15 protein-coding genes are annotated in these 16624 nt (G+C 69.8%); 6 read left to right on the top strand and 9 right to left on the bottom strand.

Features of this window, described 5'->3' with window-relative positions; genetic code table 11:
* Positions 1-22: 22 nt before the first annotated feature.
* Positions 23-661, bottom strand: coding sequence for a haloacid dehalogenase type II (locus ACOCEP_RS28920; RefSeq protein WP_482332222.1), 639 nt, complete (start codon positions 659-661; stop codon positions 23-25).
* A gap of 64 nt (positions 662-725) precedes the next feature.
* On the opposite strand from ACOCEP_RS28920, the gene ACOCEP_RS28915 reads away from it, so the two are divergent.
* Together ACOCEP_RS28915 and ACOCEP_RS28910 are read left to right on the top strand one after the other, a co-directional pair.
* Positions 726-1289 carry a CGNR zinc finger domain-containing protein gene (locus ACOCEP_RS28915; RefSeq protein ID WP_482332221.1) on the top strand — a complete coding sequence of 188 codons (564 nt, stop codon included), beginning with the start codon at positions 726-728 and terminating at the stop codon, positions 1287-1289.
* A gap of 245 nt (positions 1290-1534) precedes the next feature.
* The gene (locus tag ACOCEP_RS28910) at positions 1535-2251 is read left to right on the top strand and encodes a dioxygenase family protein (RefSeq protein WP_482332220.1); all 717 of its coding nucleotides are present in this window, start codon (positions 1535-1537) and stop codon (positions 2249-2251) included.
* Positions 2252-2453: 202 nt separating this feature from the next.
* Here ACOCEP_RS28910 and ACOCEP_RS28905 read toward each other — a convergent pair whose 3' ends face one another.
* Positions 2454-3173, bottom strand: a complete 720-nt coding sequence (locus tag ACOCEP_RS28905; RefSeq protein ID WP_478227090.1) for a S1 family peptidase — start codon at positions 3171-3173, stop codon at positions 2454-2456.
* Positions 3174-3454: 281 nt separating this feature from the next.
* On the opposite strand from ACOCEP_RS28905, the gene ACOCEP_RS28900 reads away from it, so the two are divergent.
* Complete coding sequence (locus ACOCEP_RS28900) at positions 3455-4150, top strand: nitroreductase family protein (RefSeq protein ID WP_482332219.1); 696 nt, start codon at positions 3455-3457, stop codon at positions 4148-4150.
* Positions 4151-4324: 174 nt separating this feature from the next.
* A complete protein-coding gene (locus tag ACOCEP_RS28895; protein WP_482332218.1) occupies positions 4325-5713 on the top strand; it encodes a Gfo/Idh/MocA family protein in 1389 nt (462 codons plus the stop codon).
* 202 nt (positions 5714-5915) lie between these two features.
* Here the strand turns inward: ACOCEP_RS28895 and ACOCEP_RS28890 are convergent, their stop codons facing one another.
* The gene (locus ACOCEP_RS28890; RefSeq protein WP_482332217.1) at positions 5916-6698 is read right to left on the bottom strand and encodes an adenylate/guanylate cyclase domain-containing protein; all 783 of its coding nucleotides are present in this window, start codon (positions 6696-6698) and stop codon (positions 5916-5918) included.
* 228 nt (positions 6699-6926) lie between these two features.
* Here ACOCEP_RS28890 and ACOCEP_RS28885 point away from each other — a divergent pair, with 228 nt between their 5' ends.
* Together ACOCEP_RS28885 and ACOCEP_RS28880 are read left to right on the top strand one after the other, a co-directional pair.
* Positions 6927-7523: a DUF6801 domain-containing protein gene (locus ACOCEP_RS28885; RefSeq protein ID WP_482332216.1), complete on the top strand. Its 597-nt coding sequence runs from the start codon at positions 6927-6929 to the stop codon at positions 7521-7523.
* A gap of 85 nt (positions 7524-7608) precedes the next feature.
* Positions 7609-8424 (top strand): MBL fold metallo-hydrolase, encoded by an 816-nt coding sequence (locus tag ACOCEP_RS28880; protein ID WP_482332215.1) that lies wholly within the window; start codon positions 7609-7611, stop codon positions 8422-8424.
* Here the strand turns inward: ACOCEP_RS28880 and ACOCEP_RS28875 are convergent.
* From ACOCEP_RS28875 to ACOCEP_RS28850, 6 genes are read right to left on the bottom strand one after another with little or no spacing between them, the layout of a single operon-like run.
* Positions 8417-9730: an MFS transporter gene (locus tag ACOCEP_RS28875; RefSeq protein ID WP_482332214.1), complete on the bottom strand. Its 1314-nt coding sequence runs from the start codon at positions 9728-9730 to the stop codon at positions 8417-8419. The two genes, ACOCEP_RS28880 and ACOCEP_RS28875, sit on opposite strands and share 8 nt — an antisense overlap.
* Positions 9731-9751: 21 nt before the next feature.
* On the bottom strand, positions 9752-10597 hold the full coding sequence (locus tag ACOCEP_RS28870) for a DUF3592 domain-containing protein (RefSeq protein ID WP_482332213.1): 846 nt from the start codon (positions 10595-10597) through the stop codon (positions 9752-9754).
* A gap of 9 nt (positions 10598-10606) precedes the next feature.
* A complete protein-coding gene (locus ACOCEP_RS28865; RefSeq protein WP_482332212.1) occupies positions 10607-11134 on the bottom strand; it encodes a DUF3592 domain-containing protein in 528 nt (175 codons plus the stop codon).
* Between the two features lie 58 nt (positions 11135-11192).
* Positions 11193-14225 carry a hypothetical protein gene (locus ACOCEP_RS28860; protein ID WP_482332211.1) on the bottom strand — a complete coding sequence of 1011 codons (3033 nt, stop codon included), beginning with the start codon at positions 14223-14225 and terminating at the stop codon, positions 11193-11195.
* The gene (locus ACOCEP_RS28855; protein WP_482332209.1) at positions 14212-15267 is read right to left on the bottom strand and encodes a hypothetical protein; all 1056 of its coding nucleotides are present in this window, start codon (positions 15265-15267) and stop codon (positions 14212-14214) included. Before ACOCEP_RS28855 ends, ACOCEP_RS28860 begins: the two co-directional genes overlap by 14 nt.
* On the bottom strand, positions 15264-16577 hold the full coding sequence (locus tag ACOCEP_RS28850) for a hypothetical protein (protein WP_482332208.1): 1314 nt from the start codon (positions 16575-16577) through the stop codon (positions 15264-15266). Before ACOCEP_RS28850 ends, ACOCEP_RS28855 begins: the two co-directional genes overlap by 4 nt.
* Positions 16578-16624: the final 47 nt, after the last annotated feature.

Below are 16624 nucleotides of genomic sequence, written 5' to 3'. Positions count from 1 at the left end.
CGGGAGGCACCGACAGTTTTGCTCAGATCCGGAGTTTCGCGAGCTGAACGGCCAGATCGGTGAGGCCGTCGGCATGGAAGTCGAACCGGTCCGTCTCGGACGGCGGGTCACCGACGGGCCGGGCGACGTACGCGGTCCGGAAGCCGACGCTCTGTGCTCCCCTCAGGTCCCATGCGTGTGCGGCCACCATCAGCAGCCGCTCCGGCGGCGCGCCCGAGACCCTGACAGCCAGCTCGTAGACAGCCGGCTCGGGTTTGTAGGTCCGGGCGTCCTCGGCGGAGAGGGCCTGGTGCCAACGGAGACCGGCCTGGGCGTTGATCCGGAGCAGGCTCGCCCGGCTCGCGTTGGAGAGCCCGATCAGCGTGTGAAGCTCTGCGAGCTTGGCCAGCCCTTCGACGGAGTCTGGCCACGGCGCGAGCTTCGGCACCACCTCCGTTTTGGTGGCGAGCTGAGCCGCTTCGCGGTCCAGGACGTCACTCGGAACGTACGGCCTCTCCCCGGCGACGATGCGCCGCTGCTCGGTCTCGACGTGACCAAGCCACTGGCCGACCAGCTCCTCCACATCGGCGGCAGGCACGGCTCGCCGAACGGCCTCGCGGATCCCGGCCGGCTCGTCGACGAGCGTGCCGAGTATGTCGAACACCAAGGCGTCGATTTCCACGAGCAACCTCCCGGTAAGGGTTAAAGTATCGGTTAACCGCGAACGTACGAGAGGCCGGTAAGGGATGCAAGTAGCTTTGGACGATTACGTCCACGCGGCGGGTGTCGCTACCGACCTGGTCAACACCGCCCCCGAGGTCTGGCAGGGCGAGGACAAGCTGCCCGACCTGGGATCTCTCGCCGCCTTCGCCGAGCTTCACTCGCTGCCTGAGCCCACAGGGCCCGGGGACCTGCGAGCCGTTCACCGGCTACGCGCCACGGTGCGGAAGCTCATCGACCGCCCGGACCAGGCACGCCTCATCGCCGGTGCCACCGCGCTCACTTCGTCGATCGGCGAGGTCACCCTTCTGCCCGGCAGCGCACGGTGGGCCGTTTCGGCCCGGCCTGGTGCGAAAGTCGCGGATTCGCTGGCCCTGGTCTGCGGCGTCGGAATACTCGGCGTCGTCCAGTCCCTAGGTGTGGAGCGCTTCCGCGGTTGCTTCGCGCCCACCTGCCGGGGCGCGTTCATCGACACGACGCGCCCCGGACGGCGCCGCTATTGCATGCCGGGATTATGCGGAAACCGCGTCAATGTGGCGAACCATCGGGCACGAAAGCTTTCCCGAACTGGATTTTTCGAGGCACCGTAGGCGAAATGCCGTAACAGCGGTTCACGAATTCGGCCCATCAAAGAATAGTGCTCGCAGCGAAGTATGATGCACGCGAGTGAACCTTCTCGACAGCGGCCGGGACATGTCGGAAAATCAGACGCGCGCGACACCATGCGGTCGACTTCTGTCGCGTTCAGTTCCCTTACTCCCATCATTTGGCGAAAAGGAACCTCATGCATGACGATGATGAGCCGGTAGGCCGAGTTCTCGGCAGGCGGCAGGCGTTGATCCTCCTCGGCGCCGCCGGCGCGACACTCGCCGTCGCCGGATCCGCCACCGCGAGTGCCACCACCTCCAGTCCGGACGCACCCGATATCTGCACACTGGACTGCGTGGTCAAGCCGGAGCAGATGGAGGGCCCGTACTTCGTCGACGAACGGCTCAACCGCTCCGATATCCGCAGTGAGCCCTCCACCGGGCAACTGGTCCCCGGCACGGCACTGGCGATCAATTTCACCGTTCAGCAAATTCGCCAGCAGCAGTGCACGCCCCTGCCCGGAGCGATGGTCGACCTCTGGCAGTGCGACGCTTTCGGGCTGTACTCCGATATTCCTTCCCAGGGAAGCCGCGGCCGCCGTTTCCTGCGCGGTTTCCAGAACACCGACCAAGCCGGAGCGGCCCGGTTCACCACCATTCTGCCCGGCTGGTACACCGGACGCACGCTGCATATCCACGTCAAAATCCGCACCGTCGGCACCAACGGCCGCCCCTATGAGTTCACCTCGCAGCTCTACTTCACGCCGGAATTCGGCGCGGCTTATCTGCGGACCGAACCGTACCGGCGGAAAGGACCGGCCGACACGACCAATAGCCGGGACTCGATCTACCGCAACGGCGGGGCCCAGATGCTGCTGCGTCCGCAACAGGCGGGCAGCGGCTACACGGCGGACTTCGCGATCGGTCTCGATTTGTCGAACACCCAGGTCGGCCGTCCCGACTAACGCCACGCTCCGGCAAAGGGTCCTCCCCGGCAATCGCCGGGGAGGACCCTTTGGCGAGGGGCAGGACAAATCCGGCGTGTCGCGAAAGCCACTTTCGGGACGCCTGATGTCCCGAAAGTGGCTTTCGCGACACATTCTGCCGGGGCCTGAGCCGCCGGGGGGGCACGCCGGAGGGCAGTGAAGGCCTACGGCACCTTCTGCCTCAGACGCCGGCGATCTGCTGGATCCAGGGCCGGTACCGCGTGATGTTCGTGTACGCGGTCGTCGTCTGGCGGTCACTCGTCGACGCGACGCCGACCTGGCGGCCGGAGGCGAACATCGGGCCGCCCGAGTCTCCGCCGGCGGTGATGCCGTCGCCGCGGCGCGCGCACACGGCGATGCCGCCGTTGTAGTCACGGCAGGAGACCGACGTGACCGAGACGTTGGCGACCTTCAGGTAGCGGGACTGGCAGTTGATCTCCGAACCGCACTGGCTGGTCGCACCCCAGCCGTAGACCTGGACGGTCTGCCCGACGGAGACGTTCGCGGTGGTGCCCAGCGGCGAGTACGTCGCGTTCACCGGGGCGGTGAGCCGCACGATCGCGAGGTCGGCGCTCGGGTGCCGGGTGACGGTGGAGCCGGTGGCCATCGTGCCGCCGCTCTGCTGGTCGAGGCTGCCGATCCGGAAGGTGAACGTACCGCTGCTGGCGACACAGTGCTTCGCGGTCAGGATGTACTGCGGCGCGATGATCGTCGAGGTACAGGTCTGCCTGCCGTTGGCGAAGAGCCTGGCCGCCCACGGGCCGCTCGACGCGTTCTGGCCGCCGATGATCATCGGCTGGACGTCGGAGGACGGTTCCGCGGCGGACGCCACGGGGGCGGTGACGCCGAGCAGCGCCGCGAAGGCGGTACCGGCGATCAGGGCGAAGGAGCGCAGTCGCATGGTTCCGACTCATTTCTGCGGCCCGGGTTCGGCCGCGCGAGGGGGACGGGGTGTGCTGATTCTGGGGCGCGGCAAGATGAACCTGACACCGACGAAAGTCGTGCAGTGGCTACCTATCTCCACGCCGCGAGCACCACTAAGTGGCGCTCTGGGTACCGGAAACGCCCGCCGGTTACGACGACCGGCGTCCGTCCACTTGAGACAGACGGCGGCATAACCCCAGGGACATAACCTCGCTCCGGGTCTTTCGGAAAGACGGGTCCGGCGCCAGAATCGCCATCATGACCACAGCACAGTGGACCCCGACCTACGGTGACCCCTTCGAGCCGGTGCCCTACCGTCCGGCGCGCGTGTCCGCGGAGGAATCCCTGGCCACCGCCGCCGACCTGCGCCGCCGCATGGGCACCCGCCGCACCGTGCGGATGTTCTCGACGGACCCGGTGCCCGAACAGGTGGTGGTGGACGCCATCGCGGTGGCGGCCACGGCACCCAGCGGCGCGCATCAGCAGCCGTGGACGTTCGTGCTCATCGAGGACGCCGAGACCAAACAGCGGATCCGTGAGGCAGCCGAAGAGGAAGAACGCGTTTCGTACGAGGGCAGGCTCGGCGAGGAGTGGCTGTCCGCCTTGCGCCCGCTGGGCACCGACGCCGTCAAGACCCATCTCACCGACGCCCCGTACCTCATCGTGGTCTTCCAGCAGCGCTACTTCCTCGACGAGGACGGCACCAAGCACAAGCACTACTACGTCGACGAGTCGGTGGGTATCGCGGTCGGCATGCTGCTCACGGCGTTGCACCTGTCCGGGCTGGCCGCGTTGACGCATACGCCGTCGCCGATGCGGTTCCTCGGCGAACTGCTCGGGCGGCCGCAGAACGAGAAGGCGTTCGCCGTCATCCCGGTCGGCTATCCGGCGGACGACTGCGTGGTGCCGAACCTGGTGCGCAAGTCCGTCGACCAGGTGATGATCCGCCGGTGACCGTCGGCGCGGCCCGGGTGTGTACGCGCACCCGGGTTGCGCGAAACACCGTCGAACAAGCAGCTCAATTGCTCAATAGTGCAGTTTACTGCACACTTTGGCGCATCTCTTGACATATCCGGCGGCGATTGGACAAGGTCTGGGCAACGAAGGCGACACGAAGGAGTGTTCTTCATGGCCGACCTGCCCTCAGTCTCCCGGCGGACACTGTTCGGTGGCGCGCTCGCCGCCGGAGCGCTCGCCGCGATCCCGGCGGGCGCGACCGCGGCGGAAGAGGCGGAAAGCTCACCCCGCCGCCCTGGTCAGCGCAGCATGATCGGGGTCCCGTTCGAGCGGCACCAGACCGTCCGGATCGCGCTCATCGGTCTCGGCAATCGCGGGAAGTCCATGATCGGCGGGTGGAGCGCCGTTCCGGGCGCCGTGGTCACCGCGGTCTGCGACATCCGCGCCGAGCGCGCGAAGGCCGCCGCGGACAAACTCGCCGCCGACGGGCGTCCGCGCCCGGCCGAGTACGGCGGATCGGCCGACGCCTACAAGAAGATGCTCTCCCGCGACGACATCGACCTCGTCTACATCGCCACCCCGTGGGAGTTCCACTACGCGCAGGGCAAGGCCGCGCTCCTGGCCGGCAAACACGTCGGCGTCGAACTGCCCATCGCCACCGAGCTCGATCAGCTGTGGGATCTCGTCAACACCAGCGAGCAGACCCGCAAACATCTGTTCCTCGCCGAGAACTGCAGCTACGGCCGCAACGAACTGGCGATCCTCAAGATGGCGCACGAGGGTGTCTTCGGCGAGGTCACCAACGGACACGGCGGTTATCTGCACGATCTGCGCGAACTGCTGTTCTCCGACACGTACTACACCGACGCGTGGCGCCGGAAGTGGCACACCCGCAGCACCGCGAGTTTCTACCCGATGCACGGTCTCGCGCCGATCGCCGCGTGCATGGACGTCAACCGCGGCGATCGGTTCGCCACGCTGCGCGCCACGGCGACCGAGCCGAAGGGGCTGGCCGACTACCGGAAACGCCACATGCCGCCGGGTCATCCGTCGTGGAAGGAGACCTACGTCAACGGCGACCTGGTGACCTGCCTGATCGAGACCGAGCAGGGCCGGATCATCCGCGCCGAGCACGACGTCAGCTCGCCGCGTCCGTACAGCCGCATCAACAGCCTCGCCGGCAGCCGCGGCATCGTCGAGGACTACCCCGCCCGGATCTACGTCGAGCCCGACCACAGCGGCCACGCGTGGAAGGACTTCGGGCCGTACCGCGACCGCCACGACCACTGGCTGTGGAAGAAGCTCAAGGACGACCCGAACCTCGGCGGGCACGGCGGCATGGACTACGTGCTGCAATGGCGGATCGTCCAGCAGATGCGCGCCGGGCTGGTGCCGGACATCGACGTCTACGACTCGGCGGCCTGGTGCTCCCCCGTGCCGTTGAGCGTGGTCTCCCTCGCCCGCGGCGGGAAACCGGTCGCGGTACCGGACTTCACGCGCGGCGGCTGGACGAAGCCACGGGCGGGGCTGGACTCGCAGCCTTCGGAGATGCCCGGCTAGGACTCGCGGCCATTCGACGGGTAAGGCAGCGGTGGCACGTTGCGAAAGCCACTTTCGCAACGTCGAAGGTTGCGAAAGTGGCTTTCGCAACGTCTGCGGGGACCGTGAGAGCGACGGCGCGTGTCCCGAAGTGGCTTTCGCGACGCGGCCTCACCGCGATCCGACACGTTGCCTTACCCCTCAAGACAACACGACTGACCACTCACGAGGAGTAGCGAGGCACGACCCGGTAGACACGGAGGTCCTTCGGGGTCCCCTTCGCGCGGAAACTCCGGCGCGGTCGCACGATGACCGCGCCGGGGTCCAGCTCGTCGACGACGCTTCCGCTGGCCAGCACCTCGTCGCCGTCGGCGGCGGCCATGATGCGGGCGGCGATGTTCACGTCGACGCCGAGGTAGTCGTCGCCGACCCGCCGCGGATTCCCTCGATGGAGCCCCGCGCGAAGGTGCGGGAGGTAGCCCTCGGCCTTGATCACGCTCACGGCGGAGCAGGTCTCGTACGCGGCGTTCACCGCCTCGCCCGGGTCGGCGAACACGGCCATCACGCCGTCGCCCAGCCCCTTCACGATGCTGCCGCGATGCCCGGTGACGACCGATTCGGTCACCTCGGCGACCGAACGCAGCAGCTCCAGCACGCGCTCGTCCCCCGCCTGCAACGCCCACGTCGAAAAACCGACCAGATCGGTGAACAGCACCGTGATCCCGTCCGCGGACACCGGTGGCGCACCGGACCGGCGGACGGCCTGCCAGGCCTGCACGGCCGCCAGCCCCAGCTCGCGGGTGGCGCTGGGCCGGTCCGCGCCCGCCTCGGTGAGCAGCCGGGCGAGCCGGTCGGACGAGCGGCCCGTCGATGGGGCCGAGGCGTCACCCGGGACCAGCCCGCGGAGGAACCGTGCGCCGCGCACCAGCTCGCCGCGCTGATCCGTCGCGCGCAGGAACCTGCGGGTCCGGAGGTGCCACGGCTCTGGTCGTTCGGTCACGATCAAGACAGTAGCCCGCTCGGCCCGGCGCCGTCGCACCTGTCACCGAGGTGACAAGAACGCGGCCGCCGTTTCCCCTTTCCTCCTCCATATGACAATTCACGAACTCGCCATTCCACATACGCGTGACAAGATCGAAGCGTAAAGAAAACGCGAGAGATCTTTTCCTTTCCTCGTTGGTGACTTTCCACCTACATTCGGTTTCGAGCCCATTCAACGACGAAAGGACCAGACATGACGAAAACCCTGGTACGAAAGGGTGTTCGGCGGTTCTGCGCGGCCGGGATCGCGGCCGCGGTCGCCGGGACGGTCATGCTCGCCGCGGCGGGAACCGCTGCCGCCGCCGAAAAGAATCTGACGTACAAGGGCGGCTTCCCCATCATCGGCGACCAGAAGGTGGCGGTGGTCGTGAAGGCGGAAATCCCGGCGGCGGCGAAAGCCGGGGAGCCGGTTTCGGTGCCGTTCACCCTCGACGTCGACGCCGGTCAGGCCGCGGGCGACGGGCTCCGGCTCGTCGGCGCCAAGAAGCTCTCCGGCACGATCAGTTCGAAGGTGAACATCGCGCTCGGTGAGCAGAAGATCTCGATCCCCATCGAGCTGCCGATCCCGGACACCGAGGTCCCCGCCGAAGGACCGCTGAAGTTCACCGCGCAGGGCAAGGTCGACTTCACCATCCCCGCGGGCACCCCCGCCGGTGAGGCGACCAGCAGCGTGGACGCCGCGGCGACCTCGCATATCGTCACCGACAGCTCGCTCGGCGAGTTCGACGTCCAGCTCGCGCTCGACCCGCCCGACCAGGACGCCGTCCTCGGCAAGACGACCATCAGCTGATCCCCCGTCCTTTCCCCCGGTTCGCCGAGCCGGGGGAAAGGCGCGTCTTGACCTCCAGCGCACTGGAGGTCGCAAGCTGTCGATCATGTGGATCTGCGACAGGTGCGGTATCGAACATCCCGCCACCCCCGAGCCGCCCCGCTGCGTTCTCGACCGCGGTGAGGTCGGGATCGAGGAGGCCGGCGACCTCGGCGCGCACACCGGACGATGGTGGACGCACGAGGAACTGATCTCCGCGCCGCACAAGACCTTGCACCGGGATCACGGACGCGGCCTGCACAGCATCAAACGGGAACCGAACTTCGCGATCGGGCACTGGTCGTTCATCGCGGTGACCCCGTCGGGCACCCTGCTGTGGGATCCGCCGTCCTGGCTGGACACCGAGGTGCTCGACGTCGTGCGCGGGCTCGGCGACGTCGCCGTGATCGCCACCAGCCACCCGCACATGTTCGGCGCGCAGCTCGGCTGGAGCCGCGCGCTGGGCGGGGTCCCGGTGCTGGTCAACGAACGCAACCGCGAATGGCTGCCCGCCCCCGATCCGGCGTTCGAGTTCTGGGACGAGCATGTGGAACCCTTGCCCGGCCTCGAACTCGTCCGGCTCGGTGGACACATGCGCGGCAGCGCCGTGGCCAGGACGCCGGACGGCAGCGTCCTGGCCGGCGACACGATCTCGGGCGGGCTCGCGCCGAACTGGGTGTCGTTCCAGCGCAACTTCCCGAAGCACATCCCGCTGTCGGGCGCCGTGGTCCGGCGGATCGTCGACCGGCTCGACGAATTCGCCTACGACCGGCTCTACACCCTCGGCGGCGACACCATCGACCAGGACGCCCGCGCGGTGGTGCGCCGAAGCGCCGACACCCACGTCCGGTGGGTGAACGGCGACTTCGACCACCTCACTTGATCGCGCGTTTGTCCTTGCCGCGGAAGGTCAGCGCGATGGCGCCCGCCATCGCCATGAAGAAGGCCACGGCCCACATCCCGGCGCGGAAGCTCCCGGTCAGCCCCTGCAGCCAGCCGGTGAGGTACGGGCCGACGAAACCCGACAGGTTGCCGAACGAGTTGATCAGCCCGATCCCGGCGGCGGCGCCGACCCCGGTCAGGAAGGCGTTGGGCAGCTGCCAGAACACCGGGATCGCGGTGAACACGCCGACCGCGCAGAGGGTCACCGCGACCATCACCCACAGCGGCGAGCCGAGATACAGCGCACCGGCGATCGCGACCGCGCCGACGAACGCGGCGATGGCGACATGGCCCGCCCGTTCACCGGTGCGGTCGGAATGGCGCGCCCACAACACCATGGCGACGGCGGCCACGGCGTACGGGATCGCCGTGATGAGCCCGATCTCCACGATGCTGTAGCTGGTCTGGAACTGTTCCTGGAAGCCCTTGATCACCTGCGGGAGGAAGAACGCGAGCACGTAGAGGCCGAAGATGATTCCGAAGTAGACGGCGCTCAGCGCGAGCACCCGGGGGTCGGTCAGCGCCGATCGGGTGCTCACCTCCTTGCCGACCTCGCGGACGTCTTCCGCGTCGATGGCCGACTGCAGCGCCGTACGCTCCCCCGGGGTCAGCCACTTCGCGTCCTTCGGTTTGCTCGGCAGCAGGAAGAACACCGCCACCCCGAGCAGGATCGAAGGCACCCCTTCGGCGAAGAACATGAACCGCCAGCCCGCGTCGAAGCCCAGCACGCCGTCGCCGTGCTTGATCAGCAGGGAGGAGACCGGGCTGCCGATGACCGACGAGAGCGGCACCGCCAGGAAGAACAGCGCGACGATCTTGGCTCGCTGCTTACGCGGGAACCAGTAGGTCAGGTACAGGATGATGCCGGGGAAGAACCCGGCCTCCGCGATCCCGAGCAGCACCCGGACGATGTAGAAGCTGACCTCGCCCTGGATGAACGCGGTGGCCGAGGCGACGATGCCCCAGGTGACCATGATCCGCGCGATCCAGATCCGGGCGCCGACCTTGTGCAGGATGACGTTGCTGGGCACCTCGAAGAAGAAGTACCCGACGAAGAACAGGCCCGCGCCGAGCCCGTAGGCGGCCGCGCTGATGCCGAGATCGGCGTTCATGGTGAGCGCCGCGAACCCGACGTTGACCCGGTCGAGATAGTTGAGCAGATAGAGCAGCCCGAGTAACGGGACCAGCCGGATCATCGCCTTGCGCACCGCCGGGGCGGTGGACACCTCTGCCGTCTGTTCGTCCATCCGCGGGAGTGTAGAGGGCGATCAGAACAGCGGAGGCAGGAACGCACCGAAGTTTCCGCCGGCGGCCCGATCCGCCGGATCCGGATCCACCTGGACCGTGTCGGGGTTACGCGGGTCGTAGGTGACCTTCACCGTCGAACCGCGGGCGGGGGCCTGCAACGGCGGGGTGATCATCGTGGCCACGACGGTCCGCTCGCCGCCGTCCGCGGGGAAGCGGACCTGCACGGTGAACCGCGGATTCCCCATCACCCAGACGTTCGTGAACTCGACGCCGAGCACCTCTCCGAGCACCTGCCTGCCGGTCTGAGCGAGTGCCTGCGCGCGGTCGTCCGCCTCCGCCTTGGTGACGAACGCGCGCCCCAGCACCATGATCATGACCAGCGCGGTCACCCCGGCCACCGCCGGGACGAGGTACGGCTCGTAGTAAACGATCCAGTCCACTTCGGTCCAGGGTTCGGACGGCAGCCGCTTCCCCACCGACTCGGGCGGTGTCCAGGAAGGGATCGCGGCGCCGCTGCCCAGCGCGATGCCGAGGGAAGCGGCGAGGCTGCTCGCCCGGAAGCCGACGCCCATGCCTCTCAGGGACATCCCGCCGCCCCACAGCATCGCGAACCCGAGCGACGAGGCCACCGTGATCGAGACGCTGAAGAACAGGACGAGCGAAACCGCCGGGCCCGCGTCGGCCCCCCACGCGTCGACGCGGTTCAGCGACATCAACCGGAAGCCGTCCAGCAGCCCGAGTGCGCCCGACCAGCCGACCGCCGCCCACGCGAGCGTCGTCGGCACGCCGAGCAGCCAGAGCCGGAGGCCGGGACGGCGGTTCTGGCGGGGGTCTCCCGGCAGGCCGAACTCGAAGGTCCCGAACATCGCCGCCGCCTAACCGATCGGCCCGAACACGGCGACCTTGCCCGGGTCGGCCGGGTCGACGCGGGCTTCGTGACGGGTGCCGGGCGCGTACTGCTGGATCGTCGCCAGCGGTGCGATCAGCTGTGTCACCGTCCGGTACGTGGCGCCGTCGGCGCGGGTGACCTCGAGGGTCGCGGTGTACTGCGCCTGCCCGGCGATCTTCCGGCCGGTCGGCTCCAGCTCGCGGATCACCAGGGTGGCGGGCTCGCAGGTGTCGTACAGCCGCCGCAGTTCGGTGCCGTAGGCCTGGAGTTCCTGCTGCTGACGCAGTTGCTCGTCCATCGGCAGGGCCAGGAACGCCGCCATGTCCGGGTCGGCGTTCAGGTTCCGGAAGGCCTGCGCGGCCAGCTGGGGAGTCGGCAGCTGCGGGGTGATGTCGTGGCCCTGCGCGGCGGCCGCCTGCCGGAATTGTTCCGCGTGGCGCTGGAAGTCCTGCGCGCCCCGCGCCATACCCTGCTGCGTCGCCTCGTTGATCTTGTCGCGGATCTTCTTGAACATCGGGTGCCGCCTTTCGCCGTGTCGTTCGTGCTGGACACAGCTTCGGCGGGGTGCTGCGCTACCGAACCCAGGTTTTGCCGTCGTCGGTCGCGTCGAGGCAGGTCAGCGGCGCCCAGAAGACCGGCGACACGGCAGGCTCGGGCTTCTCGCGCCAGCGGGCGAGCCGGGATCGCTGCCAGGCGCAGAGTTCGGTGACCGGGTCTTCCCCGGCGAGCGCGGTGTCGACGGCGATGACGAGTTCGGACATCGGGTCCGCGCCGGGCACGGCGGCGGAGGTCGGCAGCGCCCAGACCGTGGCGGCGACCAGTCCCGCGCCGGCCGCGACGGCGGCGAGCAGCACGCCGAACGGTTCGGCCAGGCCGAAATCGCTCGCGCTGGCGCAGCCGATCAGCGCCACCCGCGCGGGCATGGTGTCCCTTTCGGACAGGACCAGATCGGCGGCGGTGAACGGCCGGTGCGCGCCGATCGGCGCGGCCGTGCCGGGAAGATCGGCGGAACAGGACAGATGGAGCGCGGTCTGCGCGCCGTACTCGTCGCGGACGCGGCTGACGTGCCCGACGAAGACCAGCCGTGCACAAGGACCTGTCAGGAGTTCGGCCAGCAGACGACGGTCGGTGTCGGTGCGGCGGACCAGATCGAGCCCTTGTCCGGCGGCGGGCAGGACCGGGCCTTCGGCGAGCCGCGCGTCCAGGTGGCGGATCAGCGGCGACGCCGGATCCTGCTTGCCGAGCACGGAGCCCAGCTCGCCGAACGCGCTCTGGCCCGGGATCCGCGGGTCGAGCAGGTAGATCGGCGGGCCGTCGGAGGCGGGCGGACGGCGCGGGATCGCGGCCGGGGCGAGCAGCGAGACGTCGGCGACGTCGAGAACGCGCTCGTCACCGTCGAAACAGAGGCCGATCTCGTCGATCTCCAGCACGTGGCCCGCCCGCCGGTCGGGCAGGGCCAGCAGTCCCCACGGGACACCGGCCAGGCTCGGAGACGGCTGGATCCGCAGGAGCGGGCGGGTTTCGGCGCGCCGCAGCCTCTCGACCAGGTCCGCGGGCAGAAGGTTGAGAGCGAGGACACGCGCCAGGCGTTGCTCACCGGCGAAGCTGCCGAAGGCGTCTTCGCTCAGTGAGCGGCGGACGGCGTCAGCCACGCTCTCGCCTTCGCGCGGTGTGGGGGACGCGGCGTCCAAGTATTGACGAGCGGTCGCGACCAGCGCGAATTCGATCGGATGGGTGTGGACGGTGTCGAGGTCCTCGGTGGTCCGCCAGGTGAGGAAGGTATGCCCGGCGTCGGCGTAGCGCAGGAGGAACGTCTCGCGTCCGGGCTTCGCGGACGGCCAGGTCTCGACGGTTTCGGCGGCCGCGCGGGGCAGCCGATACCGCTCGGCGGCGAGGCGGAGCCACGGATCCAGCTCCATGGGTGAGGAGGGCGACCACCGCAGCGCGGGCGGCGGGGCGAGCCGCAGCGGAAGGGACGACGTCACGGAACCCAGTGCCGCCAACGGAAGTCCTTCGGCGACCGGGCTCATTTCGAGGGCGGGCAAGGCGCCGGTGAGGTCGAGCGAACGCCCCTCCACACCCGTGTACGCCCCGACGGCGCAGGTGCGCTCGATCAGTTCCGCCGCCAGCCTCGATTCCTGGAGCCGGGCCAGCAGCGCCATCAGCATCTCCGTCGCCGGACCGGCGACGTCGCGAGCCCAGGCCGTGCGTGCCTGCGGCGAGCTGAACTCGAACCGGTACTCCGCCGCCGCGAGCGCCAGCGGAAGCAGCAGGTCCAGCACGGCCGGGAGGTCTTCGCCGTACGCGAAGCCGATCGTGGCCGCGACGAAATCCGTGTGCAGGCGGTCCGACCAGTCCCCCGCCGTCCTCGCCGACTCCCGGGCGCGGGTCGCGTGGTCGCTCGCCGTCGCCCAGTCGCCTTCGGCCATCGCGCACCGGGCCAGCGCTACGTCGAGACGCCGCAGGCCCGGAACGTCGGCGTTGGCCGTCCAGATCTTTCCCGCGTGGTCGAACTGTTCCCTGGCCTGCGCGACGTCGCCGGTGTACAGCAGCAGGGTGCCCAGCGCGTGGCTCGCCTCCGCGACATCGCCGTTCAGGCCCGCGTCCGCGAGCTCGTCGCGGGCGGCGACGATCGCGGCGACCGCTCCGGGGAGGTCGCCCCCGAAGGCCCTGTCGGCCGCCAGGTCGATGCTCGCCCTGGCGGCCAGGGGACGGCCTTCGTGCTGGGCGCTCAGCCGCAGCAGATCCGCGCGCGCGTCGGCGTCTTCACCACCCGCCTGCCGGACGCGGGCCCGTTCGGCTCGTGCCATCGCCCGCAGGGCCGCCACCTGCGCGCGGACCTCGTCGATCTCCGCGATGGCGTCCAGCGCCGTCAGGATCTCCTCGATCGCGGCCCGCGCACCCGCCATGTCCCCGGCGGCGATCTGGACGCGCACGTCGAAGATCCGCAGTTCCAGCTCGTCCGCGCCGTGCACGTCGAGCAGTTCGGGCGGATACTGTTCCGGTCCTTCGTCCTTGCGCAGCGCCGCCCGGCGGCGTTGCCCGGCGATCAGCTCACGCGCCTTGGCGACGTCACCTTCCTCCGTGCACAGGGAGATGAGCACGCGTTCGGCGACCTCACGGGAGCCTTCGATCATCCGGAGCTCGACGTACTGTCCATAGTGGACAATTGCAACGGTGCTCACCCTGAAGACCTGGAGTACGGCTTCCGCACACTGACGAGCGTTGCGAAGGTCGCCCGCGGAATAGCAGACGGTGGCCAGGTCACTGACGGCGGCGAGGTCCAGATCCGTCCGGTCGAGCCGCTGCGCGATCTCCCGCAGCTTGCCGTACGTCCGGTGGGCACCGGCGACGTCGCGGGCGACGGCGAGCCGTTTGGCCTTGTCCTGGAGCTTGACCGCGTCGACGAGCAGCTTCCGGTACTGGCGTTCGGACAGTGAGCACGCGGGCAGTTCACCGTACGGCGCCGGGTCGAGGCCGAAATGCCGCGCGACGCAACGACAGTTGTAACCGTGCGAGGTCGCCGGGCCCAGTTCGGGCGGCAGCGGGCGGTCCGGCCGGTTCCGGGGCGGTGGCATGCCGACGAGCACGTCAGAACTCCTCATCGGCGGAAGCGGCCGCCGCCCGTTCGGCGAGTGTCCTCGCTGCCGGAGGGCGGGCCCGGACCAGCGCGATCACTTCCGCCCGGTCTTCCACCGTGGTCCCGGCGACGCTCTCGTCCGTCACTCCGACAGCCACCACGATCTGTCCACTGTGGACGCCAGCGGCGAGCCTCGTCGCGGCTTCGTCCAGCTCCGCCGCGCCGGAGAAGCGCGCCACGCCCAGCTCCAGCGGCACCTCGGCGAACGGCTCGCCCGCGTGACTCGCGAACGCGGTGATGGCCGCGTCGGCGAACGCGCCCGCGACGACGACTTCGATCCTGGCGGCGGCCGGGGCGGCGACGATCCGCCAGGTCACCGTGTCCTCCCCGGCGTCCAGGATCCCGGGTGGCACCCGCGCCCAGTCGACGCTCGCGCGCCCGCTCGCCAGGACCCCTTCACCGGGCGGGAGCGGATCGAGGCCCGCGGCCAGCGCGTACGCACGTTGGCCGGGCGCCGCCGATTCCAGCCGTGCCGACATGTCCGCCGCGGCCTCGGCGCGCACGACGTCGTCCTCGTCGTCGAACCAGGCGGCGAGACGCGCGCACAGTCCCCGGACTTCCTCCGCGACCGGCGTGGCCGACGCCAGGAGGGTGCCGTCCGCGATCGCCGCGTCGAACAGCTCGGCCGGGGAGGCTTCGAACCCGTCGAGAAGACCTTCGGCGAGGTCCTCCACGTCCGCCGTCGCGACCGCCGTTTCGAGGTCCAGCAACGCCGGGTCCAGCGAAGGGATCCCGAGCGAGGGGCCCGCGGGCCACCAGCGACGGAGCCACAGCAGCAAGGCGAGCCTGCCCAGTTCCGGGCCGGCGGCGACGTCCGCCTGGCCTCGGCCGAGCGCGGCGAGCGTGGCTTCCGCGCCGACGAGCCGGGCCAGCCAGGGTTCGGCGGCCGCCGCGTCGGTGAGTTCGATGCGCGTCGTGGCGGCCCGGCCGGCGAGAAGGTCGGCCAGGGCGAAGCGGATGAGCGCACCATCGGCCGCGACGACGGGTGTGTGCACCGGATGCGTCACGACACGGCCTCCAGCTCCGGCAGACGGGCCACGAGCGCGCGCCGCACCTTCGTCCGAAGATCCAGCGAAGTGGACCGGACCACGCCGGTGACGAGGTCGCGTACCTCGGCGGCGTCGGCGGGAAGGTCGCCGCGGACGTCGAATCCGTGCAGCCGGACCCAGAGCCGGCCGAGGAAGTGCTTGGCGAACTCGCGAAGGTCGCGCAGGAGTTCGGCGTCGGGCCGAGGAGTGAGCGGCGTGGCACCGGCCAGGGCTCGACGAGCGTGCAGGACGTACCCCTCCCGGGCGGCTTGCGCGTTGAGCTGCCGCGCGAATTCGGGAACCCCGGCGGGGGCCGCGCCGTCGAGTGGCCTCAGCGCGGGCGCCAGAACGACACCGAGCGCGAAACACGCGGCCAGCGCTGGAAAGCCGAGCCCGAATCCGGCGGCGACCCTGGTGAGTTCGTCGTCGACGAGGTCTTCGACCGAAACCGGCTCGGCCGGCGGGGGGCGGCGCAAGGTCGCGCGTACCCGCCGTTCGACACTGCGCTCCAGAAGTTCGTCGCCGGTTTCGCCGCTCCGGTTCAACGGCGGGACGACGGTGCGATCCCCGCGGTGCAGACCCAGATCCGGTGCGCACAGCCCGGAGATCTCTTGGACGACTTCGCTCAGGCCGCGGGCTCCGCCCGGCTCTCGCAGGCTGAGACCGAGTGCGTGCCCGGCGGCCGACTCGGCGAGAGCCCGCCAGGCGGAGTCGGAAAGTTCGTCGACGAACGCCCGGAGCGCGGCGACGTCCTGTGGTCCGGCGGATTCGGCGTGCCAGCGCCGCCGCAGTTCCGCGGTCAGCTCAGCCGAACGCCGCGGATCCGAGAGGTACGCGGTGAGCTGATCGACGCCGATCGTCCCGCCCTCACCGTGCAGTTCCCGCAACGCGGCCGCGGCGGCCTCCGCGGCGTCCGGGCCCGGCGAGCCGAAACCCGTCGCCAATTCGTACGCCAGCGGGAAACACACGTCCTGGACATTGCCCGCCGTGATGCGCAGAGCGCGGCGCTGCCGTTTGAGATGGGTGAACCACGCGGCCGTCGCGCGAAGCCTGTCCTCGTCGGCCAGCAGCGTTTCCGTCAGCTCGGCCGCCGCGACCGGGTCCAGCACCGGACGGCCGAGCCGAGGCCGCGCGGCGGTGCGGACGACCAGCGGGTCGATGATCTTCTTGATCGTCCGGGTCAGCGGGCCGCCGTCGGCCGACGACAGGACCTCGACACCGTCGATGCGTTCCCATGCCTGAGTGAGCACGGCCGAACGCAGCCGGGACTCGCCCGATCCCCTGGTCACTCGCCCTCCCCACGCTCCGGCCGCAACTCTATCCGAGAGACCGTTCG

It is taken from the genome of Amycolatopsis sp. CA-211722 (assembly GCF_056828465.1).
Note: the sequence above shows the minus strand (reverse complement) of the source record. Positions and strands in the feature narration are given on the sequence as shown.

Coding starts and splice junctions, on each gene's coding strand:
- ACOCEP_RS28915 (WP_482332221.1), top strand. CDS start 726: ATGCAAGTAGCTTTGGACGATTACGTCCACGCGGCGGGTGTCGCTACC.
- ACOCEP_RS28905 (WP_478227090.1), bottom strand. CDS start 3,173: ATGCGACTGCGCTCCTTCGCCCTGATCGCCGGTACCGCCTTCGCGGCG.
- ACOCEP_RS28900 (WP_482332219.1), top strand. CDS start 3,455: ATGACCACAGCACAGTGGACCCCGACCTACGGTGACCCCTTCGAGCCG.
- ACOCEP_RS28895 (WP_482332218.1), top strand. CDS start 4,325: ATGGCCGACCTGCCCTCAGTCTCCCGGCGGACACTGTTCGGTGGCGCG.
- ACOCEP_RS28885 (WP_482332216.1), top strand. CDS start 6,927: ATGACGAAAACCCTGGTACGAAAGGGTGTTCGGCGGTTCTGCGCGGCC.
- ACOCEP_RS28880 (WP_482332215.1), top strand. CDS start 7,609: ATGTGGATCTGCGACAGGTGCGGTATCGAACATCCCGCCACCCCCGAG.
- ACOCEP_RS28875 (WP_482332214.1), bottom strand. CDS start 9,730: ATGGACGAACAGACGGCAGAGGTGTCCACCGCCCCGGCGGTGCGCAAG.
- ACOCEP_RS28870 (WP_482332213.1), bottom strand. CDS start 10,597: ATGTTCGGGACCTTCGAGTTCGGCCTGCCGGGAGACCCCCGCCAGAAC.
- ACOCEP_RS28865 (WP_482332212.1), bottom strand. CDS start 11,134: ATGTTCAAGAAGATCCGCGACAAGATCAACGAGGCGACGCAGCAGGGT.
- ACOCEP_RS28860 (WP_482332211.1), bottom strand. CDS start 14,225: ATGAGGAGTTCTGACGTGCTCGTCGGCATGCCACCGCCCCGGAACCGG.